Annotated in this window: 17 protein-coding genes, 1 rRNA gene and 1 pseudogene (1 of these 19 running past the window's edge); 14 read left to right on the top strand and 5 right to left on the bottom strand. The window is 44.7% G+C overall.

The features are described from left to right. Positions 1 to 1412, top strand: a 23S ribosomal RNA gene (locus N39L_RS17230) (it extends 1471 nt beyond the left edge of the window). A 132-nt stretch (positions 1413 to 1544) separates the two neighbouring features. Here the strand turns inward: N39L_RS17230 and N39L_RS17225 are convergent. Next, positions 1545 to 2669, bottom strand: a complete 1125-nt coding sequence (locus N39L_RS17225) for a mechanosensitive ion channel family protein (RefSeq protein ID WP_006617945.1) — start codon at positions 2667 to 2669, stop codon at positions 1545 to 1547. 24 nt (positions 2670 to 2693) lie between these two features. Further along, positions 2694 to 3797 carry a mechanosensitive ion channel family protein gene (locus N39L_RS17220; protein WP_006617944.1) on the bottom strand — a complete coding sequence of 368 codons (1104 nt, stop codon included), beginning with the start codon at positions 3795 to 3797 and terminating at the stop codon, positions 2694 to 2696. A 284-nt stretch (positions 3798 to 4081) separates the two neighbouring features. Between N39L_RS17220 and rpsO the strand changes: the two genes are divergently transcribed. The 3 genes from rpsO to aroF all read left to right on the top strand — a co-directional run bounded on the left by rpsO (position 4082) and on the right by aroF (position 6615). Next, positions 4082 to 4351, top strand: a complete 270-nt coding sequence (gene rpsO / locus N39L_RS17215; protein WP_006617943.1) for a 30S ribosomal protein S15 — start codon at positions 4082 to 4084, stop codon at positions 4349 to 4351. A gap of 66 nt (positions 4352 to 4417) precedes the next feature. Further along, positions 4418 to 4945: a PAM68 family protein gene (locus N39L_RS17210; protein WP_006617942.1), complete on the top strand. Its 528-nt coding sequence runs from the start codon at positions 4418 to 4420 to the stop codon at positions 4943 to 4945. A gap of 605 nt (positions 4946 to 5550) precedes the next feature. Further along, complete coding sequence (gene aroF / locus N39L_RS17205) at positions 5551 to 6615, top strand: 3-deoxy-7-phosphoheptulonate synthase (RefSeq protein ID WP_006617940.1); 1065 nt, start codon at positions 5551 to 5553, stop codon at positions 6613 to 6615. 64 nt (positions 6616 to 6679) lie between these two features. Here the strand turns inward: aroF and N39L_RS17200 are convergent, their stop codons facing one another. Continuing rightward, positions 6680 to 7720, bottom strand: a complete 1041-nt coding sequence (locus tag N39L_RS17200; RefSeq protein WP_014275844.1) for a GspE/PulE/PilB domain-containing protein — start codon at positions 7718 to 7720, stop codon at positions 6680 to 6682. Between the two features lie 304 nt (positions 7721 to 8024). On the opposite strand from N39L_RS17200, the gene N39L_RS17195 reads away from it, so the two are divergent. Together N39L_RS17195 and N39L_RS17190 are read left to right on the top strand one after the other, a co-directional pair. Continuing rightward, entirely contained in the window at positions 8025 to 8516 is a 492-nt protein-coding gene (locus N39L_RS17195; protein WP_006617938.1) for a L,D-transpeptidase, read from the top strand. Between the two features lie 122 nt (positions 8517 to 8638). Further along, the gene (locus tag N39L_RS17190; RefSeq protein WP_006617937.1) at positions 8639 to 10321 is read left to right on the top strand and encodes an ABC1 kinase family protein; all 1683 of its coding nucleotides are present in this window, start codon (positions 8639 to 8641) and stop codon (positions 10319 to 10321) included. A 70-nt stretch (positions 10322 to 10391) separates the two neighbouring features. Here N39L_RS17190 and N39L_RS17185 read toward each other — a convergent pair whose 3' ends face one another. Together N39L_RS17185 and N39L_RS17180 are read right to left on the bottom strand one after the other, a co-directional pair. Then, entirely contained in the window at positions 10392 to 12182 is a 1791-nt protein-coding gene (locus tag N39L_RS17185) for a class I SAM-dependent methyltransferase (RefSeq protein WP_006617936.1), read from the bottom strand. Positions 12183 to 12296: 114 nt separating this feature from the next. Beyond that, a complete protein-coding gene (locus N39L_RS17180) occupies positions 12297 to 13787 on the bottom strand; it encodes a serine/threonine-protein kinase (protein WP_006617935.1) in 1491 nt (496 codons plus the stop codon). Between the two features lie 904 nt (positions 13788 to 14691). On the opposite strand from N39L_RS17180, the gene N39L_RS17175 reads away from it, so the two are divergent. From N39L_RS17175 to N39L_RS17140, 8 genes and pseudogenes are all read left to right on the top strand, one after another. After that, a complete protein-coding gene (locus tag N39L_RS17175; RefSeq protein WP_014275842.1) occupies positions 14692 to 14916 on the top strand; it encodes a reverse transcriptase N-terminal domain-containing protein in 225 nt (74 codons plus the stop codon). Positions 14917 to 14937: 21 nt separating this feature from the next. Beyond that, the gene (locus tag N39L_RS17170; RefSeq protein ID WP_014275841.1) at positions 14938 to 15159 is read left to right on the top strand and encodes a hypothetical protein; all 222 of its coding nucleotides are present in this window, start codon (positions 14938 to 14940) and stop codon (positions 15157 to 15159) included. Continuing rightward, positions 15119 to 15343: an RNA-dependent RNA polymerase family protein gene (locus N39L_RS17165; RefSeq protein WP_014275840.1), complete on the top strand. Its 225-nt coding sequence runs from the start codon at positions 15119 to 15121 to the stop codon at positions 15341 to 15343. Before N39L_RS17170 ends, N39L_RS17165 begins: the two co-directional genes overlap by 41 nt. Positions 15344 to 15641: 298 nt before the next feature. Next, a complete protein-coding gene (locus N39L_RS17160; RefSeq protein ID WP_035735762.1) occupies positions 15642 to 15896 on the top strand; it encodes a hypothetical protein in 255 nt (84 codons plus the stop codon). Between the two features lie 1526 nt (positions 15897 to 17422). Beyond that, entirely contained in the window at positions 17423 to 17647 is a 225-nt protein-coding gene (locus N39L_RS17155; protein ID WP_014274427.1) for a reverse transcriptase N-terminal domain-containing protein, read from the top strand. 21 nt (positions 17648 to 17668) lie between these two features. After that, positions 17669 to 17891, top strand: a pseudogene (locus N39L_RS17150) (HNH endonuclease). Further along, a complete protein-coding gene (locus N39L_RS17145) occupies positions 17851 to 18081 on the top strand; it encodes a reverse transcriptase domain-containing protein (protein ID WP_014275007.1) in 231 nt (76 codons plus the stop codon). The pseudogene N39L_RS17150 and the gene N39L_RS17145 overlap by 41 nt, the downstream one beginning before the upstream one ends. Next, positions 18071 to 19264 carry a group II intron reverse transcriptase gene (locus N39L_RS17140; protein ID WP_014275836.1) on the top strand — a complete coding sequence of 398 codons (1194 nt, stop codon included), beginning with the start codon at positions 18071 to 18073 and terminating at the stop codon, positions 19262 to 19264. Before N39L_RS17145 ends, N39L_RS17140 begins: the two co-directional genes overlap by 11 nt. The last annotated feature ends 283 nt before the right edge of the window (positions 19265 to 19547 follow it).

The raw sequence follows: 19547 nt of genomic DNA, 5'->3' as shown, positions 1-19547 counted from the left end.
CCGGTGCAAGTGTTCGAGGTGTTGAGGTCTGGTGAAAACAGACTGAGCTGAGGCACGAGTCCGACCCGCTACGGCGGGGAAGTGATAGTCATCAGGCTTCCTAGAAAAGCCCTATACATCTTAAACTGTAAATGCCTGTACCCTAAACCGACACAGGTGGGGTGGTTGAGAATACTAAGGGGCGCGAGATAACTCTCTCTAAGGAACTCGGCAAAATGGCTCCGTAACTTCGGGAGAAGGAGTGCCTGCCGAAAGGTAGGTGGCACTGAAGAGGCCCAGGCGACTGTTTACCAAAAACACAGGTCTCCGCTAAGTCGCAAGACGATGTATGGGGGCTGACGCCTGCCCAGTGCCGGAAGGTTAAGGAAGTCGGTCAGGAGTAATCTGAAGCTGATGACCGAAGCCCCGGTGAACGGCGGCCGTAACTATAACGGTCCTAAGGTAGCGAAATTCCTTGTCGGGTAAGTTCCGACCCGCACGAAAGGCGTAACGATCTGGGCGCTGTCTCGGAGAGAGACTCGGCGAAATAGAATTGTCTGTGAAGATACGGACTACCTGCACCCGGACAGAAAGACCCTATGAAGCTTTACTGTAGCCTGGAATTGGGTTCGGGCTTCGCTTGCGCAGGATAGGTGGGAGGCTGTGAAGAATTCCTTGTGGGGGATTCTGAGCCATCCGTGAGATACCACTCTGGCGAGGCTAGAATTCTAACCTTTTCCCGTTATCCGGGAAAGAGACAGTTTCAGGGGGGCAGTTTGACTGGGGCGGTCGCCTCCTAAATGGTAACGGAGGCGCGCAAGGGTTCCCTCAGGCTGGTTGGAAATCAGCCGTAGAGTGCAAAGGCATAAGGGAGCTTGACTGCAAGACCTACAAGTCGAGCAGGGACGAAAGTCGGCCTTAGTGATCCGACGGTACTGCGTGGAAAGGCCGTCGCTCAACGGATAAAAGTTACTCTAGGGATAACAGGCTGATCTCCCCCAAGAGTTCACATCGACGGGGAGGTTTGGCACCTCGATGTCGGCTCATCGCAACCTGGGGCGGTAGTACGTCCCAAGGGTTGGGCTGTTCGCCCATTAAAGCGGTACGTGAGCTGGGTTCAGAACGTCGTGAGACAGTTCGGTCCATATCCGGTGCAGGCGTAAGAGCATTGAGAGGAGCCTTCCCTAGTACGAGAGGACCGGGAAGGACGCACCGCTGGTGTACCTGTTATCGTGCCAACGGTATACGCAGGGTAGCCATGTGCGGAGCGGATAACCGCTGAAAGCATCTAAGTGGGAAGCCCACCTCAAGATGAGTGCTCTCACTGGGTTAGCCAGGTAAGGTCACGGGAAGATTACCCGTTAATAGATGTCAGGTGGAAGTCCAGTAATGGATGTAGCCGAGGCACACTAACAGACCGAGGGCTTGACCTCTTTTACACTCGCTTTTTCTCTATGCAGCCTTTAGGGTTTTGCTTATACACTACAATTTAATCTTATTACTCTGCCTCTTTCTTTCGATTGAGGCTTTGTTTTTTGATAATCTGGTATGCTGACTTAATAACATTAAATCGTCACAGGAGACTCAACATAAATATTCGGTTCTTGCATATTGTACTTAATGCCATATCGCTTGAGTTTTTCCGTCAAACTTTGATTAGTTGATGCTAGTAAACTCTTACGCAGAGAAATGGCATTTTCACTAGAACCTAAAATAAAGAATGTCACCCGGGCGCGAACATTACCGGTTTCTCCATAATTAAATAGGGAAATCTGGGTGCTTCCGGGGTCTATACCAAATACTGAATCGGTACATTCCTTAATAGCCTGTTCTACTAAAGCCTGTTCGCGATCGTCAAGTTCAGTGATAAAATCAAGGTATAGTAACACCATGACTTTTTTACCACGACTTATATTTTCGATCGCCAACCTCATTAAATTAGAGTTGGGAATAATTGCCAAGGTTCCCTTAGCTGCAATCCGAATTTTAGTAGACCGTAACCCAATAGATTCTACTCTCCCATAAATACCCTCAAGATCATCACCACGTTTTGGCAGTCGGATATATTCTCCACGGACAAAGGGACGATCTAAACGTAAAACTATTGTGCCTAAAATCTGTTCTAAGGTACTTTGGGCGGCAAATGCTACCGCTAAACCACTGACGGAAGCCCCTGCTACTAATGCACCTAGGGGGAGTTGTTGACTCTGAGCAAATGCTACGGCTGCTGTAAATCCAATTACAACATTGGCAATAGTTTCAAAGACCAAAAAAGTCTCGTCAACTTCCATGCCATATTTTCGGATAATCGGAATACCATAAATTCGCACCAATTGCCTAAATAACCGAGAGGCTAACCAGGCTATACTCGCAATTAGGGCTAGACTAACAAAGGGGCGAATAAAACGATATAAAGCCCGATTTTCTTCTAGCCAAATCATTGACATAGAAATCAGAGTAAAAATGCCAACCATCCGAAAAGGTTGTTGGATAGGTCGCACAAAGTTCTCGGAAATTTCCTTGCCATTTATGGGGATAGCCCGCCTAATAATATATTGTATAAGGCTAGGGGTGTATTTTCCTATTAAGCAAGATATCAATACAAAGATTATAAAAATCAGAGGCTTAGGAATCGAATATTCCTGAATAATATCAAAAATGGCTGCATCAGGATCAATGGGGTTCCACATAGTATTTGGCTTGATTAACTGTAATTAAACTGTGATGGGTGCATCAACGTAAATATTTTGATCTTCAATATCAAAGGCAATTCCGTATTGCTGTAAATTCATACTAATGTCTTGATTTGCTAGATCTAGCATCTGACGACGCAGTTCCAAGTTGTTACGATTTGCACCTAATATAAAAAAGGTTACTTGGGCTTGAGTTTTGTTTTCTCCGGTGATTTGCTGTAAATTTTTAAAGCTAACATCAGTGCCTCTAGGGTCAATTCCAAAGGTGTTTTTAGTGCTTTCTAAAATTACTTGACGGATGAGAGCTTGTTCCTCAGAATCAATGGCAGAATGAAAGGTTAATCCTAGGATTGATATAATTTTTCTGGCTCCAGTATAGTTTTCTATACTGAGTTGAGTTAAGGAACTATTAGGGACAATAACTATGGTTCCTTTTCCTGATGTGCGAATTTTGGTCGATCGCAATCCCAAAGATTCTACCCGTCCGAAAGTCCCATCAGGTAAACCGATGTAATCATCAACGACAAACGGCCGATCCAAATACAGCACAATTCCCCCTAGAATTTGGCTGAGGGTATTTTGAGCTGCAAAAGCGACGGCTAAACCACCTACCCCTAAACTAGCAATTAATCCGACAATGTTAATTTGGTGAGTCTGAGCAAATACAACAATTGCGACTAGAATAATTACGCAGTTGGCTAGAATTTTAGCCACCAATAAAAACTCACTGTTAATATTGCGACCTTGTTTGGAGGCTACATCAATAATATATAAATCAAAAAATCTTTTAAAGATGTCAGAAGCCAACCAACTGACCAGAATAGTTAGGGCGAAACTGATGATAACTTCTAGGAAACCTAGATAAATTATGAAATCTGAATTAACCCAGAAAATTTCAATTATGACCAACAATACAGCGACAGCGGCAGGGATTTTATAAGATGATAAAATTTCGGAGTAACTAGATATCCGTTCTTCAGGAATTAACTTAGCGATCGCCATTCGCCATAGTTTCGGTAGTAGCCATAAACCGATCAAAGCCGAGATTAGCCCCAACAGTAGTAATGCCAATTTCAGCAGGGGATTAAACCCCCAAACGATCGCATCTGATGTTGTTTCAACCATAAACCATTAAACTCTCAACCATAACCAGGACTCGTTGAGAAGATATCAAGGCATCCATTGGTGGTGAATGTGTGTATCAGACATCGCCATCACCCATTAACCCGTTAACCCACAATCGGTTACCGGAACCAGACTCAACTTTGTACCCAATGCAATTATAAAGGGCGATCGTACCTAGCTGCATCCATCTCCAGGCATAAATTCTTCTCAGCACAACCAGTCCCAGCTACAATATGCTAAGATAAAGAATTGTGTAAATTTAACCAACGCTAAAATTCTCAACTATGGCTCTGACACAACAAGATAAGCAAAAAATCATGGCCGAGCATCAAGCTCACGAAACAGACACCGGATCTTCGGATCTACAGGTAGCCATGCTCACCGAAAGAATTAACCGACTCAGCCAACACCTCAAAGCCAACAAGCATGATCACGCTTCCCGTCGTGGTCTTCTCCAGATTATCGGACGCAGAAAAAGATTATTAGCCTATATTAATAAACAGGATCAGCAACGCTATCGCGAACTGATCACCCGTTTGGGAATCCGGGGCTAAATCATAGCAGATTTACCCAATCGTACCAAATTCCTGTCAAACCACCCACAGCACTCACAATCTACCATGTCCTCCGATCGCTCCCGTCAACCACTTCCCTTTGAACCGAAAAAAACCCGCAAAAAGCAGGCTGACAGTGGGAAATCAGCCCCCTCAGAACAGGGAAAACCGGAGAAATCGGTTTCACCCAAGGTGGCTAAAACCCCAAAAAACAGCCGGACATCGGACACCTCAGCCCCGCGCCGTCAACCTAGACGGGAAGATATGACTATTCCGGAAGTAGTCAGTCAGCGGATGGTGTCGCGGATGGTGTTTCTATCGGGTATTCCTCTGTTAATGGCTATATCTACCTTTGTGGGCAGTTATTTTATTGTCACCAATGAGATATTTCCCCTACCCAACACAGCAGTATTGCTGGTGAGTCTGGGATGCTTTGGCTTGAGTGTGGTGGGTCTTAGTTACGGGGTTCTCTCGGCTTCTTGGGATGAAGACCTAAGTGGGAGTTTCCTAGGTTGGCAGGAATTTAAGATCAACCTAGGGCGGGCGATAGAGGCTTGGAAAGAAGGTCGCCAGCAAAGTTCACCCAAAAATTAAAAAAGCCTAGGGGAATTCCCTTACCCCAAAAGGTAGGGGATGAAGGTCGGGTGAATGGAGAGGGTCGATGCCTCGAAAACGAACAAATCTAAAATTATCGGATGTGGGGGTTCGGGGGCAGCTCTAAAACCCCGTCCTTTCGGGTCAGAGATACTTCGACAAGCTCAGTGTCGGAAAAATTGACAAATTCCCAAAGACTGAATTCTTACAATAGATGTGATAGCCGGAAGCAGAAGGGTTCAAACAACCGAGAGAAAGCCCGGCTGAAGGTAGTCAGAATTGATGCGGTCATTGCCGACAGCCAGCGGGATTTCACCGATAAGCCTACGGGCGGGTGTAGGGTGCGTCATCATCGATTAGCATCGATTAGCCTTGTTGGGAGAGTTGGATAGAGATGATAAAATCTGTCGATTTTAGATCTAACGCTATGGTTGGTAATGATCGCTATAAAAATTTCGTGCTGGAAAGTGCTGCATACAGGCCAAACTATAGGAAGATACAGCACCTCTTTCTTCCTCCCCCAATCAGGGACAGCAGATTAGATTGGGTCTGTACCGTTTATGAGCCACTAAAAATTGTGGCTGGCAAAATTTTGTGAGGTTTACATGATTATTGTAATGAAAGTTGGCTCTCCAGAAGCCGAAATCGAACGTCTTAATGATGAACTCCGCAGCGGTTGGGGTTTAACACCAGAAAAAATCGTCGGAAAACATAAAGTTGTGATCGGGCTGGTAGGAGAAACAGCAGGTCTTGATCCCCTACAACTCCAGGAAATTAGCCCATTTATTGAACAGGTGTTACGAGTTGAAAAACCCTACAAACGTGCTAGTCGGGAATTTCGTCACGGAGAGTCGAGTAATGTAGCTGTTACCACTCCCAGCGGAATAGTTAACTTTGGCCAAAATCTTCCCCTGGTGGTGGTGGCGGGTCCCTGTTCGGTAGAAAATGAACAAATGATCGTGGAGACGGCGCTGCGGGTGAAAGCTGCTGGGGCGAAGTTCTTACGCGGTGGCGCATATAAACCTCGCACGTCTCCATACGCTTTCCAAGGTCATGGAGAAAGCGCTCTGAACCTTTTAGCTGCTGCTCGTGAAGCGTCAGGACTGGGAGTGATTACGGAGTTAATGGACGCGGACGACTTAGAAAAGTTGTCTGAGGTGGCGGATGTGATCCAAATTGGCGCTCGCAATATGCAAAATTTCTCCCTGCTGAAAAAAGTAGGGGCTCAGGATAAACCAGTATTGCTGAAGCGGGGTATGTCTGCCACTATTGAGGAATGGCTAATGGCGGCGGAATATATCTTAGCGGCGGGAAACCCGAATGTGATTCTGTGTGAACGGGGAATCCGCACTTTCGATCGCCAATATACCCGCAATACCCTTGATTTGTCGGTGATTCCGGTATTGCGATCGCTCACTCACTTACCAATTATGATTGACCCAAGCCACGGCACGGGATTTGCGGAGCACGTTCCATCTATGGCTAAAGCGGCGATCGCGGCTGGGACAGACTCGCTCATGATCGAAGTTCACCCCAACCCAGCCAAAGCCATGTCAGATGGTCCTCAATCCCTGACTCCGGCAGATTTTGATCAACTAATGCAAGACCTAGCCGTTATTGGTAAATCGGTGAACCGCTGGTCGGATCAGCCAGTTGCAGTCCCCGCCTAGTCTCATCCAGGTTTAACCACCATCTAAGTCTCAAATGCACGGGTTAAGGCTCGTGCATTATTTATTAATCTGTGTGGGAGGAATCACTATTTTTAATCAGCATATCCACCTGATGGGTGACATTTTTAAGTAGCTGGTACAGCAGAGGCAAATTTTCCGATGAAAGATTAGCGGAATTACAATGTCCTTGCAAGTCATTAAGTTTCCTTTGCAATTGTTGAGCCAGACGCAAAGCATCCAAACTCAATTTTGATAGTTGTTGCTGTTGATAAAACTTTAAAGCCGCTCCTCGTAATACCTGTAAATTAGCTTCCTCGCCATAATTACCCCTGACCAATCGCAGCCTCAACAGCAGATGAGTATTACAATAAACCCGCTCAATTTCTATCTGTTTGGGTTGGGAAATCGGCAGCATAGGCAGTTTCACCAAGCGCTTTAACTCATTAATCACCCATTGAAATTGTGATGGTTCTAAATTATCAATAACAGACTTGAGAATACCATTTTGGCTCCACAAAATCCGCCCTTTGGATTCTTGCCTCTCAAAATACAGTCGGCCAATACCCTCCAACAATACCCTAGCTAGTAACTCTTCTAACAACTTTGGTGGTGGTAACTTCGCCAGTTGCTCTATGGGACTACTCAGGTATTCGGGACGAAGATCGAGCTTAGGTAACATTTGATTAATGTTCTGTCCCCCTGGAGGTTGTTTAGCCCTTGGCTGTTTTGGGGAATCTGGCGGCGATTTTTCCCCGGAGGCTAATGGTTCAGCGGGAGGGGTAACAGAGTCATCTAAAGGGGTTTTTTCGGTGTTGGGTTTTTCGCTATGGTACAAATAGGCAGTCAGAATGGAGCGATGGCTCTCAGCCGAAATCTGCTGACTCACAACAGAGCAATTTAGATATGCTAATATCTGGTGGGCATAATTTACGGCTAATTCATCATTAGGATCGACCATACCTAAGTAAAGGGTATTATCCTTGAGAGATATGGGCAGAATCCGATGATGAAGACAGACTTCAAAGGGCAAAATACTGTCAACCAATGGAAAAATCTGTCCAGCATCTAAATATTCCATTTCGCCTGTTTCCGAATTTGTTAACATGAGCCAACTTGACAATAGTAAATATTTTTGGTTGCCTGAAAATTTAACTGAAACCGACAATTATCAATGATTATAGTGTGTGGATTTACTGTGTCACGATTTTTACTGTCCGGCACAAGAATTGACGGGATTTGATATTTATTAGGACATCCATATCCCAATCATAGCACGCTGGGCGATCGCCATTTTCTTGTTTAAACCCCTAGGTAAGTTATTGAGAGTTATGTTCAGATCATTTCTTTCACCGGCCTTCACTCCAATGATATTACTATCATTATTATCAATACTGCTCCCTGATCATAGTATGGCTGCCGCTACCAGCCCAGGTGTAGATGTGGCAAAAACTGGAATTTCCCCAAAATTTGCCACAGCCTATCATGTCAGCGATTGGCTACAATATTCTCCTAGTCAACTGGAATTAGTGATTCGCTTAGGAGAACGTCGGGTTTATGTCTATAACAACACACAGCTTGTAACTAGCTATCCCATAGCCATTGGTAGAAACGGATGGGAAACCCCCATCGGTCACTATCAGGTTATTCAAATGATCGAAGACCCAATCTGGGAACATCCTCTAAATGGAGATATTATCCCCCCAGGTGGAGATAACCCCCTTGGTAGTCACTGGATTGGATTTTGGACTGATGGCACCAACTATATAGGTTTTCATGGCACACCCAATGAAGAAACTGTCGGACAAGCGGTTTCCCACGGTTGCGTTCGTATGTTCAACCGGGATGTGTTAGCGCTATTTAACAAAGTGCAACTGGGAACCCCCGTCATTGTTGAACCCTAGATTGAGATTGGTCATCCCAGGGAAAAAAGCCCAGGAGACTCTAATATGTCTGCTGTTTCCACGCTCAGTAGAAAATCGACACCATAAGCGACTAAAATAGACAAATTGCCCGAAATCCTCGAATGCTAACTCAGAAAACTCCTAAACCCCTCCGTTGGCAGCGCAGCAAATACTCACCCCTCACGCGACAGATTGATGTTTTTTCTGCCGCTGGGACGTTTCTGTTCTATTTGTGGTGGGATCGGCTTTGGGGAAATAATGCCTCGGCCACTAAACAAAAGCGGGCAAAATGGTTAATTAAAACGATGCTTGACCTGGGGCCCACATTTATTAAAATTGGACAAGCCCTTTCTACCCGTGCTGATATTCTGCCCTTAGAATATGTGGCGGAGTTAGAAAAACTCCAGGATCAAGTGCCTCCTTTTAGTGCCGATCGCGCTGTAGCTATTATTGAGTCAGAATTGGGCAACTCTTTATTTAGCCTTTATCGTGAGTTTAATGAGCGTCCCCTAGCCGCCGCCAGTCTCGGACAGGTTCACCGGGCTAAATTGCATACAGGGGAACAGGTGATAGTTAAAGTTCAACGCCCAGGACTTAAAGAACTTTTTGATTTGGATATGCAGGCGGTACGTCGTGTAATGCGCTTCTGTCAACGTTCCTTTGCTTGGGCAAGGCTCTATGATCTCGATGCTATATATAATGAATTTTTCATGATTTTATATCAGGAAATTGATTATATTAAGGAAGGTAAAAACGCTGACAGATTTCGAGATAATTTTGAGAATTATTCAGGTATTATTGTTCCTAAAGTTTACTGGGAATATACCACCCATAAAGTTTTGACTCTGGAATATTTACCGGGGATTAAGGTTGATGACCGGAAAACTCTACAAACCTGCGGTGTTGACATTAAACGAGTTAACCAATTAGGGATTTGTTGCTATCTTAAACAGATTTTACAGGATGGCTTTTTTCAAGCAGACCCCCACCCCGGAAATATTGCTGTTAGTCCTAATGGTAGTCTAATTTTCTACGATTTCGGGATGATGGCTGAAATCAAGGCTTTGGCTAAGGATCAGATGATCCGCAGCTTTTTTGCGGTGATGCGAAAAGATGTAGATGTGGTTATTGACACTCTGATTGATATTGGTTTAGTTGAACCGATGTCTGATATGACTCCGGTGCGGCGCTTGATCAGGTTTTTGTTAGATGAATTTACGGAGAAACCTATTGATTTTCAAGCATTTAATGTAATTAAAGATGAACTTTATATAATGTTTGAACAGCAGCCTTTTCGCCTACCTGCTGAGATGACATTTTTACTCAAATCTTTAACTACTTTAGACGGAGTAGCCCGCGCCCTAGACCCTGAATATAATTTGGTAGACTGCGCCCAACCTTTTATTAAAAGTGTTACTGTTTCTAAGCAGGAACGGGGTAGTTTGGTGGGAGAGTTGACTAAACAGGCGCGAGATTTTATCAATTTTAAATTCAATCAACCTAGCCGTGCTGAGGTATTTATTAGTCGCCTAGAACAACGCATTGAGGAAGGGGAAATTAAGTTTAGGGTTCGTTCTATTGAAAGCGATCGCGCTTTGAAACGGGTGAATTTTGCCCTGAAAACTTTGATTCATGGCTGTTGGTCAGGATTTACTCTGATTTCGGGAATATTATTAATAATTGCTGGTAAAAATGGCTGGGCTGTTTTTTTCCTGGTCATGGCTGGGGTGGGGGTGGTAATATTTTTGCGATCGCTTCTCAACCTCTCCATTCGTGAACGTCTAGACCGCATGGCGGAACAGTAACAGCCTAGCCTCCTCAGTCATCCTTGTTAGAGATTCCTTATTGTTAATTAATGATCAGATCTAGAGAGATTTATTGACGTTGTAGTAAAACGGCGGTTTGCCAATAATAAGCCTCTTGGCGAATTTCAATGACTTGAAAAAACGGTTGTACCATCTTACAGAAATAATCGAGGTCATAAAAAACGAGCGATCGCGTATCTCGACCCAAGGTAAACATAGCAAAATCCGACGTACTATATTCATCATATTTTTGTAAACATTCAGCCCTTTGGTCTGGCGGCCAAACATTATTATTAGATAACCACTTTTCCTTAAAGTCTTTAATTAGATTCATGAGATGCTGTTCTTGGATAGTAATATAAGCCATACCACCAGGACTAAGAATCCGACGGAGTTCTAATAACCAAGCCTCAGCCAAATCATCAATATGGGTAAAAACTGAACCAGCATAAATCAAATCAAAATATCGATCCTCAAAGGGTAAATGGGGATTAGTTGTGCAGGTCAAAAAGTGAAAAGGAGGCCTCATATATTGCTTACACCAGTGAATGCAGTCAGCACTAATATCAGCCCCCCAAATTTCGCAGGTATTAGCTTGATCGCTTAAAAATCTCATCATTCTTCCAGACGCACAACCAAAGTCTAAGACGCGACTTCCTGGCTTTAAAGAAAACTTAGCTTTTTGTAGGGATTCTAACAATAGGCGAATTTGAATTTTACCAGATTCAAGATAGTAGTCCTCCCCCCTGTCTGCAAATACTAGCATCAGGGGACGTGGAGGGACAGGAAACTGCCAGGTTTTGGTTTTAGAGTCCTGTCGTGCGGGGGTAGGTTTAGGCATCATATAGGATGCGGAATCCCCTGATTTTGGGTAATATTTTAACCAATCAATAGGTTCAAGATTATGGGAAATTTGAGGCTCTTGTGATTGGAGATGATCTAATTTGTTGTGAAGTTCTTGTAACCTATTCTGTGCGGCTGTAAAATCTGGCTTTAGTTCCAAGACCTTTTGAAAAGAAGCGATCGCCTCATCAATCCTTTTAACTTTCTGTAAACACTTAGCCAATTTATAGTAAGTTTGAGGGGAATTGGCGTTAAGTTTGATGGCGCTTTGGTAAACCGGAATCGCCTGGTCAAATCGCTTGAGATAGACTAAGGTATCAGCTAAATTACTATGAGTCCAGAAAAAATTAGGGTTAATTTCAGCAGCTTTTTGATAAACGGGAACCGCCTCCGACCAGCGTTTAAGGTGTCTGAGTGCATCTCCCAAATGATTATAAGCCCAACAAAAGTTAGGGTCAATTTCTATAGCCTTTTGATAAACGGTAACCGCCTCCGACCATCTTTCAAGTTGAATTAAAGCCTCACCCCAATTATTATAAGTCCAGAAAAAAGTCGAGTTAATCTGAGATGCTTTTTGATAAACAGAAGCAGCATCTTCCCATTGTTCTTGTTGACTGAGAGCTTGTCCTAGGTTATTATAAGCCCAGAAAAAGTTAGGGTCTAGTTGAATAGCGTGCTGACAGACTGGAACAGCATCTTCCCAGCGTTCAAGTTTAATAAAAATCCCACCCAAACTATTATAAGACCAGGAATCTTCGGGATTAAGTTTAATAGCTTGTTGATAAGCACCGATCGCCTCTTCTAATCTACCAGCTTTCACCATAAGATTACCCCATTTTGGGTAAGCATCAGCCCAACTGGGGACCAAGACAGTAACTTGACGATAACAGGCGATCGCCTCTTCAAGTTTATTTTCAGCAATACAAGTATTCGCCTGCTGATATAGTTGCTTAACAGCAAGTTGAATTTTTTTGCTAAAGGTTTGGTCAGCATTAGGTTGAGGGGGATCTTGAGACATAAAAACCTCCAGAAATGCTTTGATAGATCAATTCTATCAGTCATGGGGATTTCTGGGTGAGATTTCCCCAGGGACAGATCAGAGCAGTTGCTATAATATTTCAGCCGTTGTCTGTTACAATCCGCAAGCCTCGACACTTAAAAATAAATGTTCGAGCAGCCATAGAGTTCTATCCCACTCTCGACCAGCCATGACACTCAAGGCGGGTAGATGACCTTGGGGGGCTTTGAGAGAAAATGATAACTGATCATAGTCTTTGACATATATCTGATCTGATGGCTGGCGATCGCACCATCCCACCCGTTGAGCAAATTCTGTAGTGTTTTGGTTAACCTGTTCCCAGATCCGCCTTTGAACCCCAAAGCCAAACCGACCGCCACTAGCCTGTTCCCAAACTTGATTAATTTCTCTTAACTCTCGACAGGGAAAAGTAGCTATTTGTGCGGTACTAAAACACCCAGCCTGACTACCGACAATTTCCAGCATTAACCGAGAAGTTTCAGCGTCCGCCTCCCGCCATTTTCCGGCTTTCATGAGATCCTGTAACTTTTGATAAGAATTCAGTTTAGGGGTAACTTTGGGGGGAGGTGGGGGAGTAGCAGCGTGGGTATATTTTTCGGTTGAGTGGGTATATTTTTGGGTGATCGGTGGAACAATGCGCTGATAGTTCTGGGTAGGTATAGGTTGATAGTGATAGGGATAGGGCTGTTTAAGAACTTGTAGCACTTCTTGAGCTGACTGATAGCGATCGCGAACAAAATCCCGGGTTAAGCGGTCCAAAACCTCTGCTAATTGTCGCGGGACAGAAACATTAGCTGGTAAACGTTCTCGCCATACCCAACGCCCTTCCATAGCATCATAGAGGTCATCTCTACCACCTTCTGAGGGTAAACACCCAGTCAGCAAACGCAAACAAGTCACCCCTAAACTATACAAATCACTAGCGGGGTAGACCTGACCTCGTAACTGTTCCATAGGTACATATCCAGGTGTACCGACAGTAGTTCCCTGTCCCACCGTGGTAGTTCCCTTCACCTGTTTAGAGACACCAAAATCAATCAGGATTAACTGATTATCGCGGCTACGGCGCATGATATTTTCTGGTTTGATGTCACGGTGAATTATATTGCGATTGTGGATAATCTGGAGGATCTCAAGCAATTCAGACAAAATTTGATAAATCTGATCAGGATTAAAATGTCCCTTTTGCTGTAACTCCTGCAACAGATTCTGTCCATCAATATATTCTTGCACCAAATAAAGTCGCCTATCCTGTTCAAAATAGGCAATCAACCCCGGAATTTGGGGATGTTCCCCTAACTCATATAACCGCTGGGCTTCTTGTTTAAATAATTCTGTGGCTTTTTGTCGCGCTGCTGTTCCCTGAACTTGGGGCATAAATTGCTTAATCACACAGGGATCATTCATCCGATCCACATCTTGGGCTTCATAGGTGCGACTGAACCCCCCGTATCCCAATTGTCGAATTACGCGATAGCGGTTTCGGAACAATGGCAGCAAAATCGGCGCCCCACAGCTTTGACAAAATCGATAACCCTCATTATTAAATGGGTTAGGGCAACTTGGGTTGCAACAGTACAGCATCTCCAGGGTTGAACGAGTTTGCTCTATTGTCTCATGTTTCTCGATCTACCCTGGTGGCTGTTCAAATTGGCTCAGGGTTTTTTGAGGATAATCCATTACCAAAGATTTTGGGTCACTAGCCCCGTCCCTTCGGCTTTGCTCAGGACAAGCCTTCTAGGACGGCTTTTCATGTTAGACTATTTTGTAGAGGTGCGAGACGTTCAGGCATGAAATAGGGTTGCAATACCCGAAATAACTGCCTGATGGGGATTTCAGCTCCTTGGCTGAATACAAGAGGCTCGCCTCTGACCATCCCCATAACTGCTTATATGTCCCGACGATTTGTATCACTAAGATACCAAATCAAGGCAGGGAACCCAAGGTCAATATACTCTGTAACAATTCGTAACCATCCTTAACATAACGGGAAACTACGAAACAGAGTTGAGGGTAACGGCGATAGCCACCCCCAGTTTTGGGAATCACAACCCCAGGACTGAAGCGGGGAACGGAATGCTCCGAGGTGTAACCCAACACCAGAAACGAGACCACTGCCAACCATCCATGATTAGGGAAACCGAATGTCCGGCATGAACCACCGTCAATATTAGGTAGCGAAAGAGGTTGACACGCTGCGTTCAAAAGAACAAGGGGAAAAGTGGGGTTTTCTCTACAACACCTACACAGACTTTTAAAAGTACCCCGGTGGAGAGGAAAAATCTAAAGATGGAATGCCCATATAAACAGAACGTTTTAAGTCCTCCTGGACTCTGAGAGTATGGTCGATACCTCAGTAGGGATAAGTGTAACCGCAAGTCCTAGAGGATGTGAGATGTGACCAGAAGCCAACGCCCTGCTGTAATGGTAGGGATATGCTAACAGGTCACGGTTTGATTGTAAGAAATAGAGTCTAGTAGGTGTACAAATGGCGATAGCGAGTTTAAAGAGAGGATTTGGCAAGCCCAAACCAACCAAGACTACGAACAACGCATGGAAGGCAATCCCATGGACTAAGGTTCAGCGGAAAGTTTTCAAGCTCCAAAAGAGTATATTTCAAGCGGCTAAATCGGGACAGGATGCAAAGGCTAGAAGGTGGCAACGTCTATTGGTGAAATCATATTATGCCCGACTCTTAGCAGTTCGGCTGTAGGGGCGGCTTCCACGGTCAGCCATGCTTCCCAACAGTCAGCTTAATAAACCCGCCCCCCAAGCGGGTCAAGGCAAGAAAACAGCCGGCGTTGATGGAGTGAGAGTAATCTCTCCAAAACAAAGGTTTGAACTGGTCAAGAATATTAAAGGAAACCTCAAAGCAAAACCACTGCGACGGGTGTGGATACCAAAACCTGGAAGGGATGAAAAAAGCTGGAATAGGCATTCCCACAATCCAAGATAGAGCAAGGCAAGCCCTGGTTAAATCGGCACTCGAACCTGAATGGGAGTCGAGATTTGAAGGCACTAGCTATGGGTTCCGTCCGGGACGGTCAGCCCAAGATGCAATAGCAAGAATTTACCTAAGCATCCGCAAAGGTGAGTACTATGTACTAGACGCAGGTGCGAGACGTTCGGGTATGAAATAGGGCTGAAATGCCCGAAATAACTGCCCGGGGAGGATTCCAGCTCCGAATCTGGATATAAGGAGACCTCTCCTGAGCATCATCATAACTGATTATATGTCCCGACGCTTAGGTAACTAAGCAAGGCAGGGAACTCAAGGTCATAAACGAACTGAGAAATCAGGGAGTAGAGAGTAACGGCGATGTGCGAGACGTTTAGGAGTGAAATAGGGCTGCAATGCCTTAAATAACCTCCTAGTGGGACTTCCACCCCTTGGTGGAATATAAGGGATTCGCACCCCTGACCATCCCATAACTATCTATGTGTCTCAACATCTGGCTTCGACAACCAGATAAGGCAGAGAGACTCAAGGTCAAGACTGAGCGAAAAAAAGAGGGGAGTTGTGAACCCCTTGAGTATAACGTAAGGTTGAGAGTAACGGCGATAGCCACCCCCAGTTTTGGGAATCATAACCCCAGGATTGAAGCGGGGAACGGAAGGCGTGAAGTAGAACCTACTACCAGAGGCGACCACTGCCAACCATCCATGATTAGGGAAACCGAATGTCCGGCTTGAACCATCGTAATACTCTAGTAGCGAAATAGGTTGATACGCTGCGCTCAAAAGAGCACGGGGAAAAGAAGGGGTATATTACCACCACCTTCACAGACCTTTAAAGTACCCCGGTGGATAGGACGAATCTAAAGATGGAATGCCCGCATAGATGGAACGTTTAAACCCCTCATTGGCTCTCAAGTGGCAGGATGTACTTGTGGAGTAGCGAAAAGTGTAAGCGTATGCCTTTAAGGGAAAAGGATGTGACTGAAAGCTAATGCCTAACTGTAATGGTTAGGATATGCCCACTAGTCACGGTGTGGATATAGAGACCACAACAACTAAGAGTGTTATGACGAAAACGAGTTAATGACTACGTGTGTATATAGCTCCGAAAGTTGAGGTCATAAAGCAGGGGGTTGTAGCCCTGTTCCCACTGACAAAGGGGTATTCACATCAGGAGCCGTATGAGATGAAAGTCTCAAGTACGGTTTTGAAGTGGAGTCGGGGAAGGTGACTTCCCTTTCGACCATAACAGCCACCCCCAGTTTTGGAAATCATAACTCCAGGATAGAAGCGGGGAACGGAAGGCGTGAGGTAGAACCTACTACCAAGACGCGACCACTGCCAACCATCTATGATTAGGAAGACCGAATGTCCGACTTGAACCATCGTAAAGCACGAGCAGCGAAATAGGTTGACACGCTGCGCCCAAAAGGGCAAGGGGAAAAGTGGGGGATTCTGCATTCTACCCACACAGACCTTTAGAAGTACCCCGGTCGATAGGACAAATCTAACGATGGAATGCCCATATAATCGGAACGTTGGTGCGAGACGTTCAGGCATAAAATAAGGTTGAAATACCTGAAATAACCGCCTGGTGGGGACTTAAACCCCTTGGTTGAATATAAGGAGATCTCTCCTGACCATCCTCATAACTGTTTATATGTCCCAACGATTAGTATCCCACGATACAAATCAAGGCAGGGAACCCAAGGTCAAAACCAACTAACTCATACAAATTACTTATACAAATTCTACAAATAGATAAGTAGAAGTTAGAGAGTCAGGGTAACGGCGATAGCCACCCCCAGTTTTGGGAATCACAACCCCAGGATTGAAGCGGGGAACGGAAGGCTCCAAGGTGTAACCCAACACCAGAATCGAGACCACTGCCAACCATCCATGATTAGGGAAACCGAATGTCCGGCTTGAACCATCGTAATGATTGGGCAGCGAAACAGGTTGATACGCTGCGCTCAAAAGAGCAAGGGGAAAAGTAGGAACTTCAATGTCATAACTACACAGACCTTTAAAAGTACCCCGGTGGAAAGGACAAATCTAAAGATGGAATGCCCATATAAACGGAACGTTTTAACCCCTCTTGGGCTCTGATAATCTGGTCGAGAAAGTCAGTAGTGAAAGTGTAAGCGTAAGCCTATTAGGGGGTGAGATGTGACCAGAAGCCAACGCCAGACTGTAATGGTAGGGATATGCTAACGGGTCACGGTTTGATTGTAAAGAAATAGAGTCAAGTAGGTGTACAAATGGCGATAGCGAGTTTAAAGAAAGGATTTGGGAAATCAAAACCAATCAAGACTACGAACAACGCATGGAAGACCATCCCGTGGACTAAGGTTCAACGGAAAGTTTTCAAGCTCCAAAAGAGTATATTTCAAGCAGCTAAATCGGGACAGGACGCAAAGGTAAGAAGGTGGCAACGTCTATTGGTGAAATCATATTATGCCCGACTCTTAGCAGTGCGACTGTAGGGGCGGGTTCCACGGTCAGCCATGCTTCCCAACAGTCAGCTTAATAAACCCGCCCCCCCAAGCGGGTCAAGGCAAAAAGACGGTTGGAGTAGATGGTGTGATAGCAATATCCCCTAAACAAAGGCTAGAAATGACCGAGAAAATCAAAGGAAACCTCAAAGCAAAACCACTGCGAAGGGTGTGGATTCCAAAACCTGGTAGGGATGAAAAAAGCTGGAATAGGAATTCCCACAATCCAAGATAGAGCAAGGCAAGCCTTGGTTAAGTCGGCACTTGAGCCCGAATGGGAGTCAAGATTTGAGGGCACTAGCTATGGGTTCCGTCCCGGACGGTCAGCCCAGGACGCAATTGGTAGAATTTACACTGCCATAAATCAAGGACAATACTATGTACTTGATGCAGATATAGCGAAATGCTCTTACCGTGAACCATGATTATCTACTGTCCAAAATTCATTGTCCAAGCTGCCTAAAAAGAGACCTGAAACAATGGCTCAAAGCAGGCGTGCTAGATAACGGTGTATTTGAGGATACAGAAGCAGGGACACCCCAGGGAGGGGTAATAAGTCCAATACTCGCCAACATCGCACTGTTGGGAGTAGAAAGGCTAGTTAAAGGAATGTATCCAAATAAAGGCACAGCCACTCAGGTGAACCTTATAAGATATGCCGATGATTTTGTGGTCATCTCCAAAGACCTAGGAATCATTGAACAGTGCCAAACTGCTATCACCAAATGGTTAAAACCGGTAGGATTAGAGATTAAACCCGAAAAGACTCGAATTGGTCACACACTCAAACCTATTGAGTATAATGGCAAAACAGAAGAACCTGGGTTTGATTTTCTCGGATTCAATATCAGGCAATACCCAGTAGGAAAATACAAGTCTGGAAAAACAGGGGGATATAAGAGTCGATTAATCGGACATAAAACCCACATAAAACCCAGCCAAAAAGCAGTTGTTGCCCACACAGAAGTGATAAAAGGTGTAATTAAACGACATAAGACAGCACCTCAATCAGCCCTGATAAGTAGACTAAACCCAATTATAAGAGGATGGGCAAACTATTACTCAGCAGTAGTCTCAACAGAGACCTTCAATAAGCTAGATAATACAATCTGGCAAATGTTAAGGGCATGGACAATATCAAGATGCGGAAAGGCAAGTTACAAAAAGCTAAGTAATTATTTCAGACATGGAACAATTAAACTTAGCAATGGGAAAGAAAGACACGAAAATTGGCTATTCCAAACCAAAGATGGGATACATCTATTCAAACACATCTGGACCCCAATTGTCAGACACACCCTAATACGCCCCGACGCAACACTTTATGACGGAAATTGGACTTACTGGGCCACCAGGAAAGGACAAGCAATCGACACGCCAATTAGGGTAGCAAAACTACTCAAAAAACCAAAAGGTAGATGTACCTGGTGCGGGCAATTCTTTACCCCATCAGATTTAATTGAAGTAGACCACATTGTACCTAGAAGCCAAGGCGGAAAGGATGAATACAAGAATCTTCAATTATTACATCGCCATTGTCACGATGATAAAACAGCTCTTGATGAAAGAGATGTTGCTGTACTCTTAACAAAGAGACGGTCAAACTAGGAGCCGTATGAGGTGAAAGTCTCATGTACGGTTCTGCTGCTGAATGGGAGGGGTAGACCGTGAGGTTTATCTCGACCCCTAATTAACCCCTCTAATGCTCTGCCTATAAACAAGTGAGTAATGCAATTCACAAGGCAGTAGTGAAAAATGTAAGCGCATGCTTAGAGGGCTAAGGATGTGACCAGAAGCTAAAGCCCAATTGTCATGGTGGGGATATGCCCAATTGTCACGGTGGGGATATAGATACTGCGGTCAGTAAGAGTATAATGGCGAGGACGAGTTG

The sequence above is a fragment of the Limnospira platensis NIES-39 genome (assembly GCF_026000695.1).
GTDB classification, from domain to species: Bacteria; Cyanobacteriota; Cyanobacteriia; order Cyanobacteriales; family Microcoleaceae; genus Limnospira; species Limnospira platensis.
The sequence above is the reverse complement of the archived record's forward strand: the minus strand, read 5'-3'. Positions and strand labels throughout refer to the sequence as shown.